General features: G+C 62.3%; 22 protein-coding genes. 1 reads left to right on the plus strand and 21 read right to left on the minus strand.

The window, feature by feature from the left end:
• Positions 1-15: 15 nt before the first annotated feature.
• Positions 16-906, plus strand: a complete 891-nt coding sequence (locus GJT30_06170; GenBank protein MSM39189.1) for a phosphoribosylaminoimidazolesuccinocarboxamide synthase — start codon at positions 16-18, stop codon at positions 904-906.
• 86 nt (positions 907-992) lie between these two features.
• Here the strand turns inward: GJT30_06170 and GJT30_06175 are convergent, their stop codons facing one another.
• The 21 genes from GJT30_06175 to trpC all read right to left on the minus strand — a co-directional run bounded on the left by GJT30_06175 (position 993) and on the right by trpC (position 24650).
• Positions 993-1589 carry a hypothetical protein gene (locus GJT30_06175; GenBank protein MSM39190.1) on the minus strand — a complete coding sequence of 199 codons (597 nt, stop codon included), beginning with the start codon at positions 1587-1589 and terminating at the stop codon, positions 993-995.
• Between the two features lie 95 nt (positions 1590-1684).
• On the minus strand, positions 1685-2848 hold the full coding sequence (locus GJT30_06180) for an aldolase (GenBank protein ID MSM39191.1): 1164 nt from the start codon (positions 2846-2848) through the stop codon (positions 1685-1687).
• On the minus strand, positions 2845-4584 hold the full coding sequence (locus GJT30_06185) for an aldehyde:ferredoxin oxidoreductase (GenBank protein MSM39192.1): 1740 nt from the start codon (positions 4582-4584) through the stop codon (positions 2845-2847). The genes GJT30_06180 and GJT30_06185 overlap by 4 nt, the downstream gene beginning before the upstream one ends.
• 2 nt (positions 4585-4586) lie before the next feature.
• Positions 4587-5663 (minus strand): NTP transferase domain-containing protein, encoded by a 1077-nt coding sequence (locus GJT30_06190; protein ID MSM39193.1) that lies wholly within the window; start codon positions 5661-5663, stop codon positions 4587-4589.
• A gap of 51 nt (positions 5664-5714) precedes the next feature.
• Entirely contained in the window at positions 5715-6938 is a 1224-nt protein-coding gene (locus GJT30_06195; protein ID MSM39194.1) for a GHKL domain-containing protein, read from the minus strand.
• A complete protein-coding gene (locus tag GJT30_06200) occupies positions 6847-7908 on the minus strand; it encodes a hypothetical protein (GenBank protein MSM39195.1) in 1062 nt (353 codons plus the stop codon). Before GJT30_06200 ends, GJT30_06195 begins: the two co-directional genes overlap by 92 nt.
• Before the next feature lie 203 nt (positions 7909-8111).
• On the minus strand, positions 8112-8471 hold the full coding sequence (locus tag GJT30_06205; GenBank protein MSM39196.1) for a cupin domain-containing protein: 360 nt from the start codon (positions 8469-8471) through the stop codon (positions 8112-8114).
• 57 nt (positions 8472-8528) lie between these two features.
• The gene (gene rfbD / locus GJT30_06210; GenBank protein MSM39197.1) at positions 8529-9368 is read right to left on the minus strand and encodes a dTDP-4-dehydrorhamnose reductase; all 840 of its coding nucleotides are present in this window, start codon (positions 9366-9368) and stop codon (positions 8529-8531) included.
• Positions 9369-9438: 70 nt separating this feature from the next.
• Positions 9439-10515: a dTDP-glucose 4,6-dehydratase gene (gene rfbB, locus GJT30_06215; protein ID MSM39198.1), complete on the minus strand. Its 1077-nt coding sequence runs from the start codon at positions 10513-10515 to the stop codon at positions 9439-9441.
• 27 nt (positions 10516-10542) lie between these two features.
• On the minus strand, positions 10543-12591 hold the full coding sequence (gene lptD / locus GJT30_06220; protein MSM39199.1) for an LPS assembly protein LptD: 2049 nt from the start codon (positions 12589-12591) through the stop codon (positions 10543-10545).
• Positions 12588-13865 carry a bifunctional folylpolyglutamate synthase/dihydrofolate synthase gene (locus tag GJT30_06225; GenBank protein MSM39200.1) on the minus strand — a complete coding sequence of 426 codons (1278 nt, stop codon included), beginning with the start codon at positions 13863-13865 and terminating at the stop codon, positions 12588-12590. The genes lptD and GJT30_06225 overlap by 4 nt, the downstream gene beginning before the upstream one ends.
• Before the next feature lie 127 nt (positions 13866-13992).
• A complete protein-coding gene (locus GJT30_06230) occupies positions 13993-14844 on the minus strand; it encodes an acetyl-CoA carboxylase carboxyltransferase subunit beta (GenBank protein MSM39201.1) in 852 nt (283 codons plus the stop codon).
• A 143-nt stretch (positions 14845-14987) separates the two neighbouring features.
• Positions 14988-15788, minus strand: a complete 801-nt coding sequence (locus GJT30_06235; protein ID MSM39202.1) for a tryptophan synthase subunit alpha — start codon at positions 15786-15788, stop codon at positions 14988-14990.
• 139 nt (positions 15789-15927) lie between these two features.
• Positions 15928-18108: a HAMP domain-containing protein gene (locus GJT30_06240; GenBank protein MSM39203.1), complete on the minus strand. Its 2181-nt coding sequence runs from the start codon at positions 18106-18108 to the stop codon at positions 15928-15930.
• Positions 18109-18188: 80 nt separating this feature from the next.
• Positions 18189-18548, minus strand: coding sequence for a cytochrome C (locus GJT30_06245; protein MSM39204.1), 360 nt, complete (start codon positions 18546-18548; stop codon positions 18189-18191).
• Positions 18549-18611: 63 nt separating this feature from the next.
• Complete coding sequence (locus GJT30_06250; GenBank protein MSM39205.1) at positions 18612-18944, minus strand: cytochrome C; 333 nt, start codon at positions 18942-18944, stop codon at positions 18612-18614.
• Between the two features lie 544 nt (positions 18945-19488).
• Positions 19489-20163, minus strand: a complete 675-nt coding sequence (locus tag GJT30_06255; GenBank protein MSM39206.1) for a transglycosylase SLT domain-containing protein — start codon at positions 20161-20163, stop codon at positions 19489-19491.
• Between the two features lie 340 nt (positions 20164-20503).
• Complete coding sequence (gene trpB / locus GJT30_06260; protein ID MSM39207.1) at positions 20504-21694, minus strand: tryptophan synthase subunit beta; 1191 nt, start codon at positions 21692-21694, stop codon at positions 20504-20506.
• A gap of 2 nt (positions 21695-21696) precedes the next feature.
• Positions 21697-22305 carry a phosphoribosylanthranilate isomerase gene (locus GJT30_06265; protein ID MSM39208.1) on the minus strand — a complete coding sequence of 203 codons (609 nt, stop codon included), beginning with the start codon at positions 22303-22305 and terminating at the stop codon, positions 21697-21699.
• A 127-nt stretch (positions 22306-22432) separates the two neighbouring features.
• The gene (locus GJT30_06270) at positions 22433-23788 is read right to left on the minus strand and encodes a TrpB-like pyridoxal phosphate-dependent enzyme (protein MSM39209.1); all 1356 of its coding nucleotides are present in this window, start codon (positions 23786-23788) and stop codon (positions 22433-22435) included.
• A gap of 55 nt (positions 23789-23843) precedes the next feature.
• The gene (gene trpC / locus GJT30_06275) at positions 23844-24650 is read right to left on the minus strand and encodes an indole-3-glycerol phosphate synthase TrpC (GenBank protein ID MSM39210.1); all 807 of its coding nucleotides are present in this window, start codon (positions 24648-24650) and stop codon (positions 23844-23846) included.
• Between the last annotated feature and the right edge of the window lies 1 nt (position 24651).

The raw sequence follows: 24651 nt of genomic DNA on the forward strand, positions 1-24651 counted from the left end.
CAGGGAGACGACGCTATGTCCACAATAGTCCTGACCACTGATTTCCCCGATCTGAAACTGGCCGGACGCGGCAAGGTACGCGACATTTATGACCTTGGCGACGCCTTGCTCATCGTCACCACCGACCGGATATCGGCATTCGATGTCATCATGAACGAGGGAATCCCGGACAAGGGGTTCGTCCTGACCCAGATCTCCACCTTCTGGTTCCGGCAAATGGAGGATATCATCCCCAACCACATCATCTCCACCGATGTGGCAGACTTCCCCGCAGAGTGCCGCAAATACGCGGCACAGCTCGAAGGGCGCTCCATGCTGGTCAAAAAGGCCAAGCCCCTGGCTGCTGAGTGCATTGTCCGTGGCTACCTTTCCGGTTCGGGCTGGAAGGATTACCAGGCAACCGGCGCCATTTGCGGCATCAAGCTCCCCGCGGGGCTCGTGGAATCGGACAAGCTCCCCGAGCCGATCTTTACCCCCTCCACCAAGGCCGAACTCGGCACCCACGACGAGAACATCTCATTTGAGCAGATGATTGAGCTGATGGGTGAGGAAACCGCTTCAAAGGTACGCGACGTTACCCTGAAGATCTACTCCAAGGCCCGCGATATCGCCGCCACCAAGGGGATCATCATCGCCGACACCAAATTCGAATACGGCATCTATAACGGCGAGTTGATCATCATCGACGAATGCATGACCCCGGATTCCAGCCGCTTCTGGCCCAAGGACGGATACAAGCCCGGCGGCCCGCAGCCGAGCTTCGACAAGCAGTTTCTGCGCGACTACCTGGAGACCCTCGACTGGAACAAGACCGCTCCGGCTCCGCCGCTGCCGGACCACATCGTGGCAAAGACCGGCGAAAAGTACATGGAAGCGCTGGAGCGACTCACCGGCAAAGGGAAATAGCTCCAAAGAAGGCACTTGCTGGATAAACAAAAGCCCCGGCTCTGATGAGGAGACCGGGGCTTTTGTGCATTCGGGTGCTGTGCGGTTCAGGCCAGGAGGTCGACCGCCCCCCCTGCGGAAGAGGACGGGGAACTGTTCGCCTCGGCACCGGGCTGGGCCTGCGCCTTGGTCACCGTGGTGGTGGTGCCACCGGAAACGTAGGGCCTGCCGCACTCAGGGCAGATCGCGTAATGGATGGCAACGTTCTGCGACACCACCTCCCGATCCGATTCCTGGGCACGCACCTGCTCATGGTTGACGTGCTGCTGCTCGTGGGCGCGCACCATGGTTTCCGCCGCGCCCGGCGAAAGCCGGGTCGGACTCTGAAAGGAGACCGTGGCGTCGTTGGAGACATCCTGGTACTTGCGGTTGCTGCAGGTCTGGCATTCCTGCGGACCTGACGCGCCGCTTCCTTTGGGTGAACCGGTTACAGACGCCGCACTGCCACTGGTCGTGGTTGCAGCGCTGCCGGCTGCGAGGTCGCGCGCCTGGGCGCTGATGGTCACGCTATAGGAGAGACTGGCCGCAACCGCCTGCTGCGGGAGAATCGTCGATCCTCCGGACTGCTGAGGCGTCAGGCCCTGCCCTGCTTGCCCAGCCAGCAGACCCTGTGGCGTCCCTTCTGAAATGCCCTGAATTGCCATCGTCACACCCAACGCGAACATTCAGCTTGAATAACCGCAGAACATGAACAATATTACCAGAGAGCAGCGCAAAAACCAATTGGTGAATCAGTCGCTTATCCCCGTAGCGCCAACCGGCGGAAATATTCGGTGCGGCACCAGTTCTCCACCTCCACCAGGGCGCTGAAGGCCTCGGCAAATCCGGTGCGACCGATGGTGAATACGCCGTGACCGTACACCATTGCCCGTCCGGGGCCTGCGATCACCGGCGGCACCCGCTTGGCCAGACCGCCGGCACCGATCTCACCCGCCACCACCGGCGTCCCCCCCATGATCCGCACCTTGGGGCAATCCTTCCAGCAGTCGGTGACCGGGCACCCTTCCTCTTCGCAGAGCATGCTCATGACCACGGCGAACTTGGGATGGCCATGGAGGATCACCGCGGCATCGCTGGTCTCAAAGATACGGCGGTGTGCTGCCAGTTCGCTGGAGGCGGTGATCCCGGTGGTCGAGGTATTGCCGAAGGGGACAGGGTCGATGCACCCCGAGAGTTCATCCAGGCTGGCCGCGGTCTGGGATATGTAGATCATATCGCCGCAGCGGCAGGAGATATTGCCGAAGAACGAGTCGACCAGCCCCCGCTCCACTGTGTACCTGCCAACCGTCGTCACCTCGTCCAGGATCTCGTCCGGGTCCACGAGTGGCCCCAGCCGAAAGACGAGCCCCTCGGCGGTCAGCGGTCTCAGCCAGCCTGTGCGAAAGGCGGCAAATGCCTCCTTTTCGCCGGGGAGGCGAAACCCTTCAACCAGCAGGTCTTCCAGGTACTTGACAAAGGTTGCATGGAACACGGATGAGTAGTTGATGTAGGCCTGCTCCACGGTGAGCGCACCGCTGGCAATGATCCCCACCCCCTCCACCACCACCCCCTTGCGGCTTCCGAGCAACTGTGCGATCCGGGCAGCAGGGTCGGCTTCTAGATCATTGGCACGCAGGAACGGGATGTCATGGAGAAAGGTGCGGGTTTCCGTGTCGCGGGGCACGATGGCACAGTCTCCGGCCGGGGCGCGGGCCACCAGGAAATCGGCAAAGGGGACGGCAGGAGACGCCGCTACCAGGGAGAGGCAGTTGAGCCGGTCGAGGACACTGCCGGCAAGCCGCACCAGCGCAGGGTCGCCATCGGCCAGCAGCACATCATCCTTGGCCGCAATGGCTATGCGCCCCTCCAGCGCCGAGCGGTCGGCCAGGAGTTTCCCCGCATACTTGACGATCTGGTCCCTCATGGCTGACGCTCCAGATAGGTCGGATCGCTGAACGTCCCTTCCGGGGTCAGCCCCCTGATCCGGTAGTATTTCTGCAACTCCTCCTCAAAGCGCGCGCGATCGATGGGAAAGACCTCGATCCCTTCCCCGCTCGACCCGGGCTCGGCATAGAACCGCTCCGGCAGCCGGTCATCCGCCGTAGTGAAGCCGTTTTCGCAGTTATACCACCGCTCGGTGAGATAGATCCGCTCGCCGATCTCCTTCAGCGTCTGGGGGGTGAATTCCGTGCCGGTAGTGGCGCTGAGCAGCTCGGCATACTCCTCTAGGGTGGCGCCGAAGAAGGAAAACTTGCAGGCGACCAGGGAGTCCACAGCGGCATTGGTATCCTCGGCGATCTTGATGATCCGTGCCTTGCCGGAAAAGGAAAAGCGGTCGGTGGGAACCGGCTTGCGCAGGATCTCGTGGGAGATGGGATAGGCGCGCAGGTGGCAGCCGCCGCGATTGCTGGTGCAGTAGGCAAGCGCCATGCCGTACGCCCCGCGCGGGTCGTAGGCCGGAAGCTCCAGCCCCTTGACGCTCATGGAGAGATCGGGCCGGCCCAGCTGCTCGGTCAGCCGCCGCGAACCGAGGGAGAGAAGTTCGCCGGCGCCACAGCGCCCGGCAGCGGCACGTAAGAGCGCCGGAACCTCTTCCGCAGAGGGGAACCGCCCCCGGATCTCCCCCCATGCGGAAAGGGTGGCTGCCGCGGTGATGGTGTCCATCCCCAGGTCGTTGCAAAGGGTGTTGGCCTTGACGATGGCAGCGAGGCTGGAGATGCCGTTCAAGGCCCCGAAGTGGGAAACCGTCTCGTATTCGGGGAGATGCTCCCCCTGCGGGGTGCTCTTCTTGCACTGGATCGGGCAGCCGAAACAGCCGTCGTTCTTCGCCTGGTAGTCGCGGAGGATGGCCGGGCCGGAGTAGTTGCCCGATGCAGGGAAGACGGTCTTGCGGAAGTTTTCGGTGGGTGCCATGCGCCGCTGCCGCATCAGGTCGACCAGGGCCGGGGTGCCGAACTGGGCAATCCCCAGTTCGCCGAAGATGACGGGCGAGGCCCTGAACAGGCGCATGACGTCCCGCCGGGCATGCTCGAACCGTTCGGCATCGGCCGGGGAAACGCTCCCGGCACCGTCCACGGTGACGGCCTTGAGCCGTTTTGCCCCCATGACCGCACCGAGCCCCCCCCGCCCCACCGAATTCCCTTCCCCCATCATGATGTTGGCGAAGAGGACGCCGTTCTCGCCGGCAGGGCCGATGGTTGCCACGCTGCCGTGCCCTGCAAGCGCATGGACGGATTCCTTCACCTCCATGCCCCAGAGGGTATCGGCAGGCAGGAACTCGGCACTGTCCCCGTCGATGGCCAGGGCCACCGGGGTCGGGCTCTGGCCGGTGATGAACAGGGCGTCAAGGCCCGCGGCTTTCAGGCGCCACGCAAACCTGCCGCCGGCGGAACAGTCGTAGATGGTCCCGGTGAGCGGCGAACGGGAAACCACGGCAAGACGTGCGGCTGTAGGAGCCGGGGTGCCGCAGAGCGGGCCGACGGCAAAGATCAACGGCATCTCCGGGTCGAACGGATCGAGCCGGAAATAGTCGCGCATCAGGCGCACCCCGAGCCCCCGCCCCCCCAGGTAGGCGTGCAGGAACTCTTCGGGGATCTCTTCCCGCCAGATGCGCCCAGAGGTCAGATCGACCTTCAGTATGGTTCCGGTCCAGCCGTGCATGCTCACAGGTAGTGCGCCAATCCCCGTTTTTCCAGCTCTTCCACCACCTTCCGCACCTCCTGGGCCCTCTCCCTGGGGCAGACCAGCAGGGCATCGGCTGTATCCACCACCACCAGCCCCGAAACCCCCACCAGGGCCACCAGTTTGCCATTGCCGTGTATCAGGCACTCCCCGGCATCCACGGCCACCAGGGGGGTATCGTTCAATGCCACGTTGTCGTCGGCATCGCCAGGAATGAGCCCTGGCAGGGCGCTCCAGCTCCCCACGTCGCTCCAGCCGAAATCGGCAGGCACCACCTCGACCCGGTCGGCCTTCTCCATGACACCGTAATCGATGGATTGCCCGGCGATCTCCCCGTAAACTGAAGCGATCTGCGGTTTCAGGTCAGCAAGCTCCCAGATGTCGTCGGAGAAGACCAGTTTGTCCATGGCAGCGAACAGGTCGGGCATGTGGGTTGCCAGCTCTTCCAGGATGGTGGAGCACTGCCAGAGAAACATGCCGCTGTTCCAGAAAAAACGCCCTGCAGCCAGGAACTCCATGGCCCTTTCCAGCGACGGCTTTTCCACGAACCGCTTCACCGGATAGGGGCCGTTGCCGCGCAAGTCCGTATCCGCCTCGATGTAGCCATAGCCTGTTTCGGGCCGATCCGGAGTGATGCCGAGGGTCACCAGGTAGCCGTTGCGTGCGGGTTCCGCCGCCTGCAGGAGCGTTGCCCTGAAACCTTCCTCATCGATGATGAAATGATCGGCAGGAAGCACCGCCATGAGCCCCTGGGGGTCATGGCGAGCAATGACGGCCGCGGCCAGCGCAATGGCAGGGGCGGTATTGCGCCCCACCGGCTCCTCGATGATCTCCAGGGGGACCCCCCGCACGAAAGCGAGCTGGGCAGCCGTTTCGGCAGCCTGTTCGACGTTGGTGACGACCAGTATCCGCTTCGGCTTGAGGGGGATGACGCGATCCACGGTCCGCTGCAACATGGACCTGCCACCGAACACCGACATGAGCTGTTTAGGCTGTTTCTTCCGGGAGAGCGGCCAGAATCGGGTTCCGGAACCGCCGGCAAGGATCACTATATACATTGCTGGACTCCTGTGAGTGCTGATGCTGCGCGAGGACCGGCCGACAGTCGGTCAAGGCTGCTTGGGGAGCGTGAAGGTAAAGGTCGTACCGGCCGCCTTCGTGCTGGTAAAGCCAACCGTGCCGTGCAGATAGCGTTCGCCGAACAGCTTGACGCTGTAAGTCCCCATCCCCCGCCCTGACCCACCCTTGGTGCTGAAGGAACGGCGAAAGATTTGCAGCTGGATCGCGGGGGGGATGACCCCCTGGTTGTGGACGCGAAAGGTGACCGCATCGTCGTCATTGCTGCAGGAAAGGGTCACGGTCTCGCCCGGCTTGCTCGCCTCCAGGGCGTTCATCAGCAGGTTGCCCAGGATCCTCCGGACGATGTTGGCGTCGCTGATGATCTGACAGTCGCAGGTCTCGCCGAGAACAAGCTGCCGCCCCTCGGCAATTTCATGGTTTGCATAGAGGATCTGCAGCTCCTGGGCAAGCTCGGGAACCGGGATCACCCCCAGCTCCGGCCTGAACTCGCCCCGCTCCGCTGCCAGCAGTTTGCGGTGATGCTGGATCTCTTCGATCAGCTTCTTGGAGAGCGCAAGGACCCACTGCTTATACTCGGTTTCCTGCTGCCGGTTCAGCACTATGCTGCCATTGAGCAGTTCCGCAACACCGTGGATGCCGCCGACCGTGTTGATGACATCGTGGAAGAAGAGCCGTTCCAGGACGCCCCGCCGCTTTTCCGCGCTGATGTCCTTGAGGACACAGACCGTAACCGGCGTTCCTTCGACAACAGCCGGCGTGGAGGTCACCTCCAGGTCGAGGGGGATCGAATCCCGGCCGCCAACCGGAATATGGCACTCCTGGACATCCTGTTGTCCCGACTGCTGGCTGTGCAGAACCGATCGCAGGGTGCCGCAGACGCTGCAGTGCATACCGGAGCCGCATCCCGCCGGCCCCTCCTGGGCAAACAGGCATCCGAGCGCCTCGCCGGGACGGCGACCGGCCACTTGGCCAGGATCGACCCCGAACGTACGGAAGAGATTGGCATTTGCCAGGAGAATCCGGCGCTCCCGGTCCATGACCATGGCAGCATCGGGAATCGCCTCCAGCAGGCTACGGAGATTGGCGCGCACACTGTCGGCCCAAGGCAGACCTCCCTCAGCCGCCGGCAGTGCATGAAGGTCGGTCGTTACTAGCGGCCCGTCACTCGGCATAGCGGTCACTCCCCTTGCGATATTTCTCAACCCCCTTCTCGAAGGTTCGCTCGATCTCGTTCCGTTCGCTGCGGTGGCCATAATAGTCCATGAGTATGGGCGCAAGCCAGAAAGCGATGCCTGCAAGCACGGCCGCCACGATCAGCGTCACGATTAACCGCTGGCGACGGAGTGCCGCCACTTCCCGTGCCGATATCTCCGGCTCCTCAAGGTGGCTGTCATTCAGCTTCCCTTTTTGCTGCTGGATCTGCTGCAACTGCTCCAGGGAGATGAAACGGATGATGCACTCCCGATCGCGCTCGTCGATGTGACTGTAACGCATGCCCACGTAATGGAGGGGGTTGCCGCCGGGACTGGTGAGGACGGGGGTGCTCCAGACCACCTCCCCCACCACGTCGAGGGTGTTGGGCTTGGCAAAGGGGATGAAAAACTGCAGGGCAACCCGGTCGCCCGGACTGCAGCTCTGCGGCAGCTTCAGGCGGATGCCGCCGCCGCTGATGTTGACGGCCAGGGGCTGAAACTTCACCCGCAGGTCGTCGCGGGAAGACTCGAAACGGGCGCGCTGATCCGGCGTGAGCGGCTTCATCATCGGTACCGCCTCGTTGAGCTCGCTCCACTGCCAGATCCTGAACAGGCGGGTCTCCTGCCAGCGCTCGCGGATCTCCCGGCCGGTCATGCCCCGACAGATCTGGAAGGCCATGGGGAGGTAGGTCCCGATCCGATAAAAGTCACGCCGCTCGTAGACCAGCACCTCGCTGATCAGCCGCAGCGGGATGAGGCGACGGTTGTTATCACCGACCACGATGCCGCGGCAGCAGAGACCGGTCCCCTCCTTGCCCGTAACGAGCAGGAAGATGGTGCCGATCTCGATCCGCATCTCTTCGGGGAGGACGTCGCGGGAGAGCCGGATCTGGAAAAAATCCTGCTCCATCTCGACAATAATCCCCCATTCGCGGAACACCTGTCCGTTGGTCAGGGGGATGTCAATCCCGACCCGCATGCCGACGCGGAAATGCTGCGTGTAGTCGATGGTCGTCTCTTCCATGGTCATCCAGAAATGGTAACGGTTGTTGAAAACGAAGTTTCAGCGCAGCTAAAAGCAGCCATCTCGCCGCCGTCCTCGAAAAGCCTCCTTGTGCGGCGTAGCGCTGTTTATGCCCTGTGGGTACTACGCCTCCGCGGGGCTTTCTGCGGGTGCGACGATCTGACCGCTTTTGAACAACCTGTTCGAACCGGTACAGAGGGAGAAACTGGCTAGGAGGCGCTCCCCTCGGCGCAGCGGTGGAAATCGTCCTGGAAGCGGATAATGTCGTCCTCCCCCAGATATTCGCCGCTCTGCACCTCGATGATCACCAGCGGGATCATGCCCGGATTTTCCAGACGGTGGCTCTCGCCGATCGGAATAAAGGTCGACTCGTTGATGTTGACCATATATTCGCGCTCGCCGCAGGTCACCTTGGCAGTGCCGGAGACCACGATCCAGTGTTCGCTCCGGTGGTGATGCTTCTGCAGCGACAGCCGCTTGCCCGGCAGCACCTCGATCCGTTTGATCTTGTAGTTCCTGTTCTCTTCCAGGACCGTATAGGTCCCCCAGGGCCGTTCACCTCGCTCCACGGGCCATCTCCTTTGTCGTGAAATTCCAACTCCCCCGCAGCTGGATACCTTCGGGGTTTAAGCCGCGTTCTCCCGGCGCAACTGAAGGTACTGACCGAGCGCCTTCTGCCAGGGTTGGAGCTGAAAGCCGGTGTCCTGCACCAGTTTGCCGCACTCCAGGGTGGAATAGAGCGGCCGCCGCGCCGGGCGACCCAGCTGCTCCGTGTTGAGCGGGTTGACCCGCACCGAAAGGCCGGCCTCGGCAAAGATCGTCCGGGCGAATTCGTTCCAGGTGCAAAAACCGCTGTTTGCGGCATGGTAGATGCCGCTGCAGTCCCGTTCGATGAGCACCCGGATGGCGCGGGCAAGGTCCACCGTCCAGGTGGGGGACCCGACCTGGTCGTTCACCACAGCCAGCTCGTCCTTTTCCCGGCCCAAGCGGAGCATGGTTTCGACGAAGTTCTTGCCATGCAAGCCGTAGAGCCACTGGGTCCGGACGATCAACGCCCCGGGCGCGAACCGGGCATTCATCTCGCCGGCGAGCTTTGACTCGCCATAGACGCTCAAGGGGGCGACAGGATCATCCTCCAGGTAGGGAGTCCCCTTGTTGCCGTCGAACACATAATCGGTGCTCACCTGCACCAGCTTGGCACCGCTCTCCTTGGCAGCCATGGCGAGAATCGCCACCCCTTCGCCATTGACCTGCATCGCCAGTTCCGCCTGGGTCTCGCAGCCATCCACATCGGTATAGGCAGCGGCATTGACGATTACCTGCGGCCGGTACCGCCCCACCACCTCCAGCACCGACTCGAACGAAGTGATATCGATCTCGGGCAGGTCCACACCCCGCACCTCACCGGGCAGGACCTCCATCAGGTCGCGCCCCAGCATCCCCTCCGCTCCGACAACAAGAATCATGCACTCTCTCCCTGACCGTTATTTCCACTCGACTTCAGACCTGTCTCTCTGCCCATGCCCGGCAGTCGGGTTACTGCCCCTCTCCGTACTGGCTCGAATAGTAGTCGCGATACGCCCCGGAGGTCACGTCGGCCACCCACTCCTGGTTGGCCAGATACCAGTCGATGGTCTCGGCGATACCCCGCTCGAAGGTGTAGGAAGGCTCCCAGCCCAGGGTGGCGCGGATCTTTGCCGCATCGATGGCATAGCGGCGGTCGTGTCCGGGCCGGTCCTTGACAAAGGTGATCAGCCCCCGGTTTTCACCGTCAGCCCGGCCGAGCCGTTCGTCGAGCAGATCGCAGACCAGGTTGACGATGTCGATGTTCTTCCATTCGTTGTTGCCGCCGATATTGAAGACCTGGCCCGGCTCGCCGCGCTTCAGCACCTGCTCGATCGCCTCGGCATGATCGCACACGTGGAGCCAGTCGCGGACATTCTGGCCGTCGCCGTAGACCGGCAGGGGCTTGCGGGCGACGATATTGTGGATCAGGAGCGGGATCAGCTTTTCCGGGAACTGGTAGGGGCCATAATTATTGGAACAACGCGTGGTGAGGACCGGCATGCCATAGGTTTCGTGATAGGCCCGCACCAGCAAATCCGCACCGGCCTTGCTGGCTGAATAGGGAGAATTGGCGGCCAGCGGGGTCCCTTCCGTGAAGAAGCCTGTCGCTCCAAGGCTCCCGTAGACCTCATCCGTGGAAACCTGCAGATAGCGGAACCTGGAGCGCACCCCCGATTGCCAGTGCTTGCGCGACTCTTCCAGCAGCACCTGGGTCCCCAGCACGTTGGTCCTGATGAAGATCTCCGGGCCGCTGATGGAGCGGTCCACATGGGATTCGGCGGCAAAATGAACCACTGCGTCGATCGACTCTTCCTTGAGGAGGTTCGCCACCAACGCGGCATCACCGATATCCCCCCGCACGAAGCGGTAAGACGGGTTCCCTTCGATCCCCTTCAGGTTCTCCAGGTTTCCGGCATAGGTCAACAGGTCCAAGTTGACCACCCGGCAGCCGGGATTGGCAGCGAGAAACGAATGGATGAAATTGGCCCCGATAAACCCTGCGCCGCCGGTCACGAGCAGTGCGCAAGGGGTGGATGGTGCTGTCATGGCGGTCCTCCGGTAGTAGCTTTCGGCTCAGAACGTTTTGACCTTGCCCAGGTTGCCGATGCCCGCAAGGCTGAAGCTGACCAGGAATTCGCGGTTATCGGGCCGGTCGCGGTAGGTAAAGGTGACGCTCCAGCATTGATGACGGTACTCAAGGGCATAGAAGGACTCCAGGAAGCCCTGCCGGTCAAGGGAATATCGGCTAGTGTAATTGAAAATCAAGGGTTTGACAAGGCTGAGCCCCAGCTTCCCCTCCAGGTAGTCGACAGTCCCTTCGATGCGGCGATAGCCGATCCCCACCAGGTTCCCCTGGTCGTCATGCAGGTCGGCTGTGAGCGCGGCAGTGGTCACGTCCCCACGATAGGGCGAGATCCGGCCGTCGGCCTCGATCAGGAGATTTTTGTTCGGTTGCAGACGCAGTTCCAGGCGGAGATCGGTCAGGCTTCTGTCGCTGTCGGCGCCATGGAGCAGATCGCGCCGGCCGCCGCTCAATTGATACCCCTGGCTGAGCCTGGCCAAAAGGATTTCACGGTATTCCACCCCGTCAGGCCGCTCCGAACGGCCAGTCAGGGAGTTGGTAAGCGCCCAGCCGATGAGGTTCTGGCCAACCACCCGGTCGTCGTAATCAAAAAACGGCAACCCTGCCTGGTCTTTTTCCTGGACGAACGAGTAGGAGATCGACGGCTCCAGCAAGTGCTTTAGCCGGGAGAACCCGCCAATGCCCGCATCGTAGACCCGGTCGAAGGAGGCCGAGGCCATGGCACCGGCCAGTGCCAGGCCGGTGCTCGGAGCCCCCTCCCCTGCACCGTCCGAGGCCTGATAGATCCGCTGCTGATACCCCCCCCAGGCAGAGAGCGCCAGCCCCTGGGGCAGGTCGGCATTCCAGGTGAGTTTCGGCTGGAGGATGAACCGCTGTCCGACAAGACCTTCGCGGCGATAGAAATTGGTGAACCTGCTGTCGAGGCCGGCATAGAGTGGCAGGCTCCCGAGCCGGCTGCCGACGCCGGTCAGGGTCAGTTCGGGGAGCCGCTGCAGGGTCAGGCTGTTGTCCGTATCCTCCAGGGAGTTCATGAAACGGGTCTCACCGGCCAGATACCAGCTCTCCCAGCGCTTGGTGAGCGAAACCGAGGAATCCAGCGACTGCCGGTTGTAGTCGCCGCTCGCCTCGCCGAAATCGCGGTAAAAGGCACGGTCCGTGGCCAGGGTAAGGTCCGCGTTGAAGTCGATCTGCGGGGTCACCACCTGCTTTGCCGTGCCGGAGAGGTTGAGCCGCTCCCGTTGCAGGTCGGTATCGTAGATGGCATAGAGACGACCGCTGCCGTGGCTGCCCGATTCACCCAGGTAGGCGGCGTCGATGCCTGCGCCGACGCCGCGCTTCGTCTGGATGTCCAGGTCGAAGACCGCCTCGGAGCTGGGAGATATGGCCCAGTAGTAAGGGATATCGACAGAGACCCCCTTCTTGGTGGAGCTGCCGAGGCGGGGGAAGAGAAACCCGGACTGGCGTTCCCTTTTAACCGGGAAGAGGATGTAGGGGGTATAGAGGAGCGGCACGCCGGCGACGGAGAAGACCACGTTCTTACCGGTGGCATACCCTTCGACGGTCACGTCCAGGTCGCTGGCAGTGAATTCCCAGCTGGGCGGGTCGGCGTCGCAGGTGGTGAACGAACCCCGCTCCAAGCGGTACTCATCGTCGCCATGCTTTTCCAGGCGGGCACCCTTGACCCTGAGGTTCCCCTCGCCGGTCTTCAGTCGGGCATTGACCGCCTCCCCCTGCTGGGTTGCCAGATTGAGATAGAGACTGTCGGACGTCAGTTCGGCATCCCCCCGCAGCAGCTTCACCCGGCCCGTGGCATTGGCCGTGTCGATGCTCTGCCGGTAGTCTGCCTCGTCCGCAAGGAGGGAATAGCCCTGCCAGTCGATCCGCACATCCCCCTTGGCCCGAATGGTGTCATTGGCCCGTTCGTGCACCAGGGAATCAGCGGTGATCCGGACCGCCTGGTCGCTGTCGGCAGCACCGGCATGAAGCGGCGCCAGCAACAGCGCGCCGAGCAGGGCAGATCCGCGAGTGATGCGCATCATCCCCTCACCTGCAGACACGGCCTGGAAAGGAGCCAGGCACGTGCTTCGCCGACAACGAAGAGCGAACCGCAGACCAGCACCAGGTCGTCCGCTGCTGCCGTGGCCATGGCCTGACTGAGCCCATCCGCCACCCTGCCGGCCACCGTGCAGGGGATACGGCGCTCTGCCACCAGGTGGGCCAGCGCATGGGGAGTCATGGCCCGCTCCATGGCCGCTGCCACGGCAAACACCCGGCTCGCCAGCGGAAGCAGCGGGTCGAGGATCGCTGCCGCATCCTTGTCCCCCATCACGCCGGTCACCAGGATCAGACGCTGCCGTGGCAGATCCGCCAGTGAACCGGCCAGGGCTCGACTGCCGGCTGGGTTGTGGGCGCCATCAAGCAGCACCGGCGGGGGGCCGGCAAACAGTTCCATCCGTCCGGGCCATTTCGCCTGCGCCACCCCTTGCCGCAACGCCTGCAGGGGTATGCTGGCCACCCCTTCCGCAGCGAGGATCTCGGCGGCAGCCAGAGCGCAGGCGGCGTTCCCTGCCTGGTGCCGGCCGAAGAGCCCTGGCCGGAGATCGGTCAGGTCGGTGTGTAGGCCGTGGTAGACCAGGTCATCCCCCTGCCAGGATGCGGAAAAATCCCGCCCCGCCATGTAGAGCCGGGCTCCGGCAGCAGTTGCGGCATCCGCCAGGACGTCGGCGGCTTCGCTTTCCTGCCCGGCAGAGACCACCGGCCGATCTTTTCTTATGATCCCGGCCTTTTCCCGTGCAATAGCCGTCAAGGTGTCTCCCAGGTATTCGCAATGGTCGTAACTGATCGGCGTGAGCACCGACAGGAGCGGATCTGCGGTATTGGTGGCATCGGAGCGCCCCCCCATGCCCGCCTCCATCACCAGCAGATCGACCTTTTCCCGGGCAAAATAGTGCAGCGCCATGGCAGTGACGATCTCGAAAAAGGTGGTTTCAGGTGGGGCGACGGCCAAGACTTCGGCGGCAAGCTCCGTTACCTCGGCTTCGCCGATCTCGCGACCGTTGATCAGAAAGCGCTCGGTGAAGCTGATGAGATGGGGAGAGGTGAAGAGCCCGACCTTCAGGCCGGCAGCGGCAAGGATCGAGGAGAGAAAGGCTGCCGTGGACCCTTTGCCGTTGGTGCCGGCAATGGAGACCGTGCGGACCCTCTGTTGGGGATTCCCCAGCCGGGCCAGCAGGGTTGTTATCCGCTCCAGGCCGGGACGGATACCGAACCGGGTCAGGCCGAAGATGTGCGCGAGGGTCTCCTGGTAGGTCATGACAGGCGGGATTATAGGGAAACAGCGGTGAAAAGTCCATCTCTTGCTGCGCAAAGCATGCGGGGAGAGAGCCGGCAGCGGCATGCGCCGGGTCTTCCCTCCCTCGCCAGCCAGAACAGTGCCGCAGTTACCGGGGACGATAGAGCATGGAGAGAATATTGCCGATCGTCGCGCGCATATCCTTCCTCTCGACGATGATATCCACCATGCCGTGGTCGAGCAGATACTCTGCCCGCTGGAACCCTTCGGGGAGTTTCTGCCGGATGGTCTGCTCGATGACCCTGGGGCCGGCGAAACCGATCAGCGCACGGGGTTCGGCGATGTTGATGTCACCCAGCATAGCGAAACTGGCCGTTACCCCACCGGTGGTGGGATCGGTCAGGATGGAGAGGAACGGGAGCCCCTTGTCACGCAGTTTCGCAAGGGCTGCGGAGGTCTTGGCCATCTGCATCAGGGAGAGGATGCTCTCCTGCATCCGCGCCCCGCCCGACGCCGAGACGACGATCACCGGGTGATGCTGCTCGATCCCCCGTTCGATGGCCCGGGTGATCTTCTCGCCGACCACGCTCCCCATGCTCCCGCCCATGAAGGAGAAATCGAAGACCGCCATCTGCACCGGAATCCCTTCGATGGTGCCATAGCCGCAGATCACCGCATCCTTGGAGCCACCCTTGGCCAGGGTCGCATCGATCCGGTCCTGGTAACTCTTGGAATCCTTGAACTGCAGGAAGTCCACCGACACCATGGAGGCGTCAAACTCCTGGAAACTCCCCTGGTCGAGCAAGAGGTCCAGCCGGGCACGGGCGGAAATCCTGAAATGGAACGAGCATTTGGTGCAGACATTGAGGTTCTTCTCGATATCCTTCGAGATGATCACCTCGCCGCAGTTCTGGCATTTGGTCCACAACCCCTCCGGGACCCGGACCTTCTTCTCTTCGCTGGGTGCTGCCTGCTCTTTGGCTTTTCTGAACCACGCCATAATCTATGCCTCGCTTTAGGTAAACCGAATAAGTTTAGTCGCAATAAAACCGCTTGGTAACAGAAATCAGCGGCTGTGTCAAGAAATGGCTCGTAGCCGGTGGTCAGCCGTGAACCCACCGCAGCCCCTGATGGTGCCAGCGGCTACGAACCGGCCGCCATTCCCTTCTTGAGATCGGCAATGCCCGCGGCCAGCCGCCTTTCCAGCTCTTCGCCCCGGTACTCCTCGAAGAGCTTGACCAGAGCGCTCCCCACCACCACGCCATCGGCCTGTGCAGCCAGCTGGCCAGCCTGTTCCGGGGTCGAGACGCCGAAACCGACAACCACCGGCATGGCGGTCCGCTGCCGGATCTCCGTCACCCGGTCGAGAACGCTTCCCGCAAGCTGCTGGCGGGCGCCGGTCACCCCGGTCACCGAAACATAGTAGAGAAAGCCGTTACCGAACCTGAGGACCTGCTCGATCCGGGCGTTGTCGGAAGTGGGGGTAAGAAGGAAGATGGTGGCGAGCCCCTCAGCATCGGCCAGTTTCTTGAAACCGGCCGCCTCTTCGGGGGGGAGGTCGACCAGCAGGACTCCGTCCACGCCCGCCCCGGCTGCATCACGGACAAACCGTTCCACCCCGTACTGCATGACCGGGTTGAAATACCCCATCAGGACCAGAGGGACCTGCGACACGAGGCGCACCCGGCTGACCATCTCCAGGATCGCCTCCAGGGTGGTGCCGGCATGCAGAGCCCTTTCCGAAGCGCGCTGGATGGTGGGGCCATCGGCCATCGGGTCCGAAAAGGGGACCCCCAGCTCGATGATATCGGCCCCGGCCCCGGCCATCAGCGGGATCAGCCGCTCTGTTGCCGCCAGATCGGGATCGCCGGCCGTGATGAAGGTAATGAGGGCCGATGAACCTTCTCTGCGGACCCTGCCAAAGGTTTCGTCTATCCTGCCCATGCGTTCGCTCCGGTCCAGTTCGCTCGTCCGGCAACAAAAAACTCCCCGTGTATCCGATATGATCCAGGGGAGTTTTGGCCGGGGGAGCAGTATAACAGCATTCGGCCGGTTAATCAATCGCTGTGACGTTATCGTCGCATCAAACCTTGAAGCCGCTCAACTCGCTCTGGAAGACATCGATCTGGCCGGACAGGTTGTTGACCGCCTCGTCAAGCACCTTGGTGGCGGACATGTTGGTCTGGGTCGACTGCTGGATATCCCGTACGGCATGGACGATCTGCTCGCTGCCGCGGCGCTGCTCGTCGGTGGCCACCTTGATCTGATGGATCATGCCGGTGATATTCTCGGTCGCCTGGGCGATAAAGTTCCCCACCTTGGCCTGTTCACGCGTGGAGCGCCGAACCTCGCCAGTCAGCCCCTTCATCCGTTCCACCGCCACCATGATCATGTCGCTGCCTCGCGACTGCTCGCCGGTGGCCCTGGCGATCTGGCTCACCATCTCCGAGACCTGCTCCATGGCCTCGCGGATCATCTGGCTCCCCTTGGCCTGCTCGATGGTGGCGCGGGCGATCTCCCCCATCCGGTCGGTGGATTTCTGCACCCCGACAACGATCTTGTTCAGCGCCTCTCCAGACTTCTGCGACAGGAGCTCACCGTTGGCGATGCTCTTCTCCGCCATGCTGATCGACTCGACCGCCCGGTGGGTTTCGTCCTGGACCCCCTTGATGACCTGGGATATCTCGCGGGTCGAGGTGCTGGTCCGTTCGGCCAGTTCCTTGATCTCGTCGGCCACAACCGCAAACCCCTTGCCGTAGGAACCTGCCTGTGCAGCGATGATGGCGGCATTGAGGGCCAGGAGGTTGGTCTGCTCGGCGACCTCGTCGATGACGAGGAGGATCTTGCCGATGTCTTCCGCCTTTGAATAGAGCGACTCGATGGACTCGGAGGTGATCTTCGACGCCCGGCGAATCTCGTTGATCCCCAGGATGGTCGCCTCGACCGACTGCTTGCCCGACTCCGCATCGCTGCGGACCTCGTCGGAGATGGCAACAGTGTCCAGGGCATTCCTCTCAACCTGCTTGATGGAGCTGTCCATCTGGGCGATGGAGCAGGCCGTAGTGGTGGAGGCATCCATGAGCCTCTGGACGTTGCCGCCGATCTGCTTGACCGACGCGGCCATCTCCACGATGGAGGCACTCACGTCCTCGACAGACTGGGCCAGGGTGTCCACATTCAGCGCCACCTCTTCGATACTGGCAGCCATCTGCAGGATGGAAGAGGAACTTTCCGAAGCTGAGACCGACAGCTTGTCCACGCTCTGCCCCACCCGCTTCACCGAAGAACTGATTTCGATCACTGCCGAAGAGGTCTCGTTCACCCCTTTTGCCTGAATACCGGCAGCGCTGATGACCTGGTAGGACGCATCGGTAATCTTCGCCGATATCCCTTTCAGCTCAAGAGTGGAACGGTTAACCTTGACGACCATCTCACAGAGGCGCTCGACCATGAGGTTGAAGTCGGAACTCAGCTTGCCCAGTTCGTCGCCGGAATCGATCTCGACTGTGACGCGCAGGTCTCCTTCGGCGCCGCGGTCCAGGGCATGCCCCATCTTCTTGATCCGCCTGACAATGTAGCGGGTCGTCAGGATGCCGAGGAGGATGGCAGCGCCAATGGCCAGCAAAATGGCCGCCATGAACGCAAAGGGAGCCCATCGCTGGATATCGCCGACTTCTTTGTTGGCCTCGGTGATCTGGGAACCGATGGCCACCAGCAGATCGTCAACGATCTCTTTGGCCTTGTCGTTGGCTTGGGCGAGATCCTCCTCAGCCAGCTTGTGGAGCCGCACGCTGGAAAGTGCCGTCGCGCCTCCCCCACTCAGCAGCCGTTTCTTGGTCGAGATCAGCTCCTCAGCCACGCCCTCGAACTTCGCCCAAGCCTGCAGGGCGCTGGCGGTCCGCTGCTCGATGACGCCCCCCTTGGGCGCGGCCTTGATCCCGAGCTTCGCATTCCCCTTGAGAAGGATTTCGCACTGGCTCCGGAACAGATCCCGCTTCATCCGGTAGTCTTCGACATATCCCTCGAACCTGGCCGCATCATCCTGGATCAGGGCAGCCTGCAACAGATAGACATGGCAGACCTTCTGGGCAACCGCCATGAGTAGAACCAGTTTCTGCTGGTTGGTGAGATTCTGCAGCATGTTCTGGGTCCTGTCGCCTACCCGGTTCAGGGTTATGGCGCCGAAGATGCCGGTTATGCCGACGATCAGCGCCATGATCAGGAAGGATCCGATAAGTCTCTGGCCGAGCTTTACATTCTTCATGTTGTGTCCCGTTTTCGTATGATCTCAACCGTGGTTATGCCTGCAGAGTCAGACGCCCCGCTCAACCCGATCGCCCCCTGTCAGTGGGCAGCCTCGTCCAGCATGTAGTTCATCAGGTCGACAACGGCCTTGATCTCCTGCCTGCTCATGTTCGACTCGGGTTTCCGCATCATCTTGAAGCCATAGGCGCGGGCGGCATTATGATCGAAGGGCTGGCCGGAAACCGACGCTATGCCGGTGGTAATGGAGACAACGGTCCGCTCCATGGAATGGCACATGACACACTTGGTTTTCATAATCTCCCACGAGCTCTTCATCCGGGGTGGAAAACCGGAGGGATCGAAGGTCATCGATTCTCCCTTGCCGATCACCTTAAGGGCTGCATGACAGGGCTCTGCCATGAGGAATGCCGCCAAAAGGAACATCATGAAACGGGTCATCATACCCTCCTTCTTCAAGTGAAACCGATGTGGGAACCGGCCGGGATTCCGATCTACAGCAGACTACCGCGCACCTTTTCCGGTTATCATCTTTTTCTTCTGCTGGTGGTGGCATCCCTGGCATTCAGTCGGGCCAGCCTTGGCCGACTCGTGGCATCCACGACAGATCTTGTGCGCCCATGCCTTGCCGAGCCCCTTGATCTTTCCCCCCTTGCGGTCGTGGCAGGGCCGGCAGGTCCCGGATGCTTTGGCATGCTTTTGATGGTTGAAATAGACATCGCCGTTCTTGCTGGGAAAGGTGATCATATCCGGACGCTGCGTCTTGCCGGCAACCGTCGTCAGTGGGAAAAGCGCCATTACCAGCACTGCGGCAGCAACTGAGCCCCTTCTCATCATGACTCCTCGGCACGGCGTGGTTGGGATCCTGCATCCGATAGTTATCCGTATCGGCAGTTCCACGGAGAAATTTTAACAGAGAGTGCGCTGCAAGCCACATTTGTGCACGCCGATCCGGCAGGACACGGGGCGCCAGGCGAACGCAGTTCCGGAACCCCATGACGGCACAGGTTACATGGTAACACAATCTCAAGCAATGAAAAGCCGCCACCGGTAGGTTTTCGGCACAGCTTCACCGCATAGACCTCACCGGGAAACGGGAAAGCACGCATGAAGAGTCACAGAATCAGGCGTATCGCCGTATTGGCGATGCCCCATTTCCGGCAAGCAGCGGGAGCGGCCTGCAAGGAGAAGATCCCGTACGGTTTCCCGACCGGATACTGGCGCAATCCCACACAAAAGGCCCTGCAGGGATGCCGCAGGGCCTTTGATTCCGTATGCTCCAGCCGGTTCATTGCGACAAGGAGGAAATTTCGGACGGATTGTTGCGGTAAAAGGAAGACCGGTTGCGCTCCGGAACCGGTCATGGGGTGTCACGTCGCCGCTACGACGGGCGCTCACTCCGCGTACGGACCTCTTCGGCCCGTTGCTGAGCTCCCTTGGCCAGATCCGCGAGGATCTCCTTCCGGATCTGGCGCCTCTTCGTCTGGTAGGCGTCGGCAGCAGGCCCGATACCACAGTAGAACTTCTTTGCCTTCACCAGGTTGCCGTCCGCCATGATCAGTTTGCTGGAAAGCTCCCGCACGGCTGCTTCGGCGCACTTTTCATCGTTTTTCATCTCTTCGGGGGAGTAGCCGTGGCTCATGGCCCGGTCGGGCATCAGTTGCCAGACCCCCAGCGCCCCCTTCTGGGAAACCGCTCTGCCCGACAGACCGTGGCCGCCGGTTTCCACCAGGGCGATCTCGGCAATATCGATCGGCATGAACGGGGTCCCCAATGTCTTCAGGTAGCAGAGCGCTGCCAGCCAGCGGGCCCGCTGCAGATCGGTACGGCGGGCGAACGCCGCGGCAATGGCAGGTACCTGGCTTTGCCGATCCTCCAGGTTAATCCCCTTCTCCATGACCCGGCGGATCTCGCGATCCAGCTCCGTATCGCTCACCGCCACCTGCATCTGTTGCGACTGCGACTGCACATGGTGTGATCGGTCGCATGAAGAGATGCCTCCCATCAGCAATAACGCCGCCACCACTATCAATACTGCTATGCTATACTGTTTCATACGTCACCCAATCGTCTTTCTCGGCTTTGCCGGACGGCCTCACTGGCCCTCGGAATATCCAGAACTCCTTTCCGGCCACACACTCCTTTCCCCAGGGGAGTCAACTCGCTGCCATCACCACCCCGATCATGAACGTTATCGGGATGTTAGCCAAAACCAGCGGTTTAAAACGGCAAAAGGCCCCACTGGGGCCTTTTGCTTATACCTGCCAGCCGAGCAGGCAGCCACCTTATAGCGCAGCTCACCCATCGCTGTCAAACACTTTTTCACTATTTGCAATATTAATCGCGTAGTTACAAATACTTAGCTACTTTGGTATGCCACCATACCCCCTACTGTTTTACAACTTTATTCCCATCACCTCGGCCACGGTGTGGATGTCCTTGTCGCCGCGGCCGGAGAGGCAGACAACAACGGATTGCTCAGGAGGAAGCTGCGGCGCCAGTTTCAACAGATGGGCAACGGCATGGGAAGATTCCAGCGCCGGCAGGATACCTTCGGTTTCGGTGAGCATGCGGAACCCCTGCATCGCCTCTTCGTCGGTTATGGCCACGTATTCGGCCCGGCCCGTATCCTTCAGCCAGGCATGTTCGGGACCGACCCCCGGATAGTCGAGCCCGGCGGAAATGGAATGGGCATTGGCGATCTGGCCATGGCGGTCCTGCAGCAGGTAGGTCTTATTGCCGTGCAGCACCCCCACGCTCCCGGCACAGAGCGGTGCCGCATGCAGTCCGCTGCCGATGCCGTAACCGGCCGCCTCCACGCCGATCATCCGCACCCCGGCATCTTTGAGAAAAGGATAGAAGAGCCCGAGGGCATTGCTGCCGCCGCCGACAGCCGCCAGCAGGCAGTCCGGCAGGCGGCCTTCGGCCTGCAGATGCTGCTTCCTGGCCTCGCGGCCGATGACCGACTGGAAATCCCGCACCATCTTCGGGTAGGGATGGGGACCAGCCGTGGTCCCGATCACGTAGAAGGTGTCGTGCACATTGGTCACCCAGTTGCGCAGCGCCTCGTTCATGGCGTCCTTCAGGGTGGCCGTACCCGCGCTGACCGGCGTCACCGTGGCTCCCAACAGCTTCATCCGGAAGACATTGAGCGACTGCCGCCTGATGTCCTCCTCTCCCATGAAGACCTCGCATTCGAGGCCGAACAGCGCCGCGATGGTCGCCGTGGCCACGCCATGCTGGCCGGCGCCGGTCTCGGCGATCACCCGGCGTTTCCCCATCCGCCTGGCCATCAGCCCCTGGCCGATCGTGTTGTTGATCTTATGGGCGCCGGTATGGTTCAGGTCCTCCCGTTTCAGGTAGATCTTCGCCCCGCCCAGCTTGGCGGTCAGGTTGGCTGCAAAATAGAGCGGCGAGGGGCGCCCCACGTACTGCCGCAGATAGTAGTTGAACTCCTTGCGGAACTCCGGGTCGGCGCTGCACGACCGATAGGCCTCCTCCAGCTCCAGGAGCGCCGGCATCAACGTCTCCGGCACATAGCGGCCGCCGAACTGACCGAAGTGGCCCTGCTTGTCGGGTAACTTCATAATTATCCCTTTGCTTTTCTGATGAATTCCCTCACCTTCGCATGGTCCTTCCGCCCCGGCTCGCTCTCCACGCCGCTGGAGACATCTACGGCATAGGGGCGCACCTTTTCCACCGCATCTGCCACGTTGTCCGGATTCAGACCGCCGGCCAGGACCAGCGGGCCGTGCTCCTTGGCAGCCTCCGCCAGGCGCCAGTCGAAGGTCATGCCGGTGCCGCCGTGGGCATTGGCCACCCAGGCGTCCAGCAGATAGCCCGCCACCTGGTAACTGCCGAGCCTTGCCAGGCTGGCAGCCTCCTTGACCCGGAACGCCTTGATGACCCGCCGGTTGATCTCGCTGCAGAACTCCGGCTCCTCGTCGCCATGGAGCTGGACCAGGTCGAGGCCGCAGAAATCGGCGGTCCAGTTGACCCGTTCCGCCTCTTCATCCACGAAAAGCCCCACGGTCTGGACGAACGGCGGCAGCTTGGCGATGATCTCCGCAGCCTTGAGCGGATGGACGTTGCGGGGAGACTTGTCGTAGAAGACGAAGCCGAGGGCGTCGGCTCCGGCCGCAACCGCCGCCAGCGCATCGTCCAGGTTCGTTATGCCGCAGATCTTGACTTTGACCATGTAAGAACCTCACCACGGAGACACAGAGTCACGCTGTCGGCCTTTCTCTGTGACTCCGTGTCTCCGTGGTGGATGTCGGTATGCACCTGTCAGCCTTTCTCCGTGTCTCCGTGGTGGATGTCGGGGTTTAAAGCTGTACCTTCGGCAACCGGGTCAGCGCATCGCGGATATTTTCCTCCGGATACTCGTAGTCTTCCAGCCCCCCGGAGAGATAGGCGTCGTAGGCCCCCATGTCCAGCTGGCCGTGCCCGGACAGGCCGAAGAGGATGGTTTTCTCCTTCCCCTCCTCCTTGGCCATGACCGCCTCGTCGATGGCGGCGCGCACGGCATGGGACGATTCGGGCGCCGGCACGATCCCCTCGCTACGGGCAAAGAGGAGCGCCCCCTCGAAGCAGGCATTCTGCCGGTACGACTTGGCCTCGATCTCGCCGGCATGGTAGAGCTGGGAGATGAGCGGCGATTCGCCATGGTAGCGCAGCCCGCCGGCATGGATGCCGGGAGGGACGAAGTCGTGCCCCAGGGTATACATCATGGCAATGGGCGCCACCCGGGCAGTATCGCCGTAGTCGAAGGCATAGACCCCCTTGGTGAGGGTCGGGCAGGATGCCGGCTCCACGGCCAGGCAGCGGATCTTCCTGCCGTCGGCGCGATCGGCGAGGAACGGGAATGCCAGGCCGGCGAAGTTGGAGCCGCCGCCGCAGCAGGCGATCACCACGTCGGGATAATCGCCGGCAATCTTCATCTGCTCCCTGGCTTCCTGGCCGATGACCGTCTGGTGCAGGCAGACATGGTTCAGCACGCTTCCCAGCGCATAATTGGTGTCGTCATGGGTGGCGGCGTCTTCCACCGCCTCGGAGATGGCGATCCCCAGGCTGCCGGGACAGTCCGGATCGTGGGCGAGCACCGACCGCCCCGAGTTGGTGAACTCGGACGGCGACGGGATCACCTGCGCCCCCCAGAGCTGCATCATGCTCTTGCGATACGGTTTCTGCTGGCAGGAGACCTTGACCATGTAGATGGTGCACTCCAGGCCGAAGAGGGAACAGGCCAGGGCGAGCGAGCTGCCCCACTGGCCGGCGCCGGTCTCGGTGGCCAGCCGCCGGATACCCGCCTGCTTGTTGTACCAGGCCTGGGGGATGGCGGAATTGGGCTTGTGGGAGCCGGCCGGCGACACCCCCTCATACTTGTAATAGATCTTCGCCGGGGTCTGAAGCGCCTGCTCCAGCCTGCGGGCACGGTAGAGCGGTGTCGGCCGCCAGAGCCGGTAGATCTCTCGCACCTCATCGGGGATGTCGATCCAGCGCTGCATCGACATCTCCTGCTCGATCAGGGACATGGGGAAGATGGCGAGCATCTCGTCCGGGGTAACCGGTTTGAGGGTCCGGGGGCTGATGACTGGCGCCAGCGGGCCGGGCATGTCGGGGATGATGTTGTACCACTGGGTCGGGATCTGGCTCTCGTCGAGCATGATCTTGGTGTTCATGTTTGGACCTCGTGAAGCGTGAAATGTAAAGAAAATAAACGATGCTTTTGCAGGTTCAACCGTTCCCCACCAGCTCCTGCAGCTTGGCGCCGATATCGTCCTCCCGCATCAGCGATTCACCGACCAGGAAGGCCTGCGCCCCTGCCTGCTGCAGGCGAACCAGATCGTCCCGGCTGTTGATGCCGCTCTCAGATACGATCATCCGGTCGCCGGGGATGCGCTTGGCCAGCCGTTCCGTGGTGCCGAGGTCGGTGACGAAGGTGCGCAGGTTCCGGTTGTTGATGCCGATCAGCTCCACGTTCACCTGCAGGGCCGTATCCAGCTCCCGCTCGTCGTGGACCTCCAGCAGCACGTCCAGGTGGAGTTCGCGCGCCTGGTCAGTCAAGTCGCGCAGCTGCGAAAGCTCCAGCATGGCGGCGATCAGCAGGATCGCATCGGCACCGGCAGCCCGCGCCTCGAAGATCTGGTACGGATCGTAGATGAAGTCCTTGCGCAGAAGCGGCAGCCGCACCTGCTCGCGGATCAGGGCCAGGAAACGGAGGTGACCCAGGAAAAACCGCTCGTCGGTCAGCACCGACAGGCAGGCAGCGCCATGGCGCTCGTAGGTCTCGGCGATCTCCAGCGGGTCGAAATCGGGGCGAATCACCCCCTTGCTGGGGGAACCCTTCTTCACCTCGGCGATGACCGGCGTCCACCCCGAGGCTTCGGCATCCCGCAAGGCCCGGATAAAGCCGCGTGGCTGGTCTTCCAGGTCGGCAATGCGTGATTTGAGCTCGGAAAGCGGCTGGTCGCGCCGTGCCGAGTCAACCTCCAGGCGTTTGTGCTCAAGGATCGTTTTCAGGATATCGGGAGTCTCGGCCATG

It is taken from the genome of Geobacter sp. (assembly GCA_009684525.1).
In the GTDB taxonomy this organism is placed as follows: Bacteria; Desulfobacterota; Desulfuromonadia; order Geobacterales; family DSM-12255; genus Geoanaerobacter.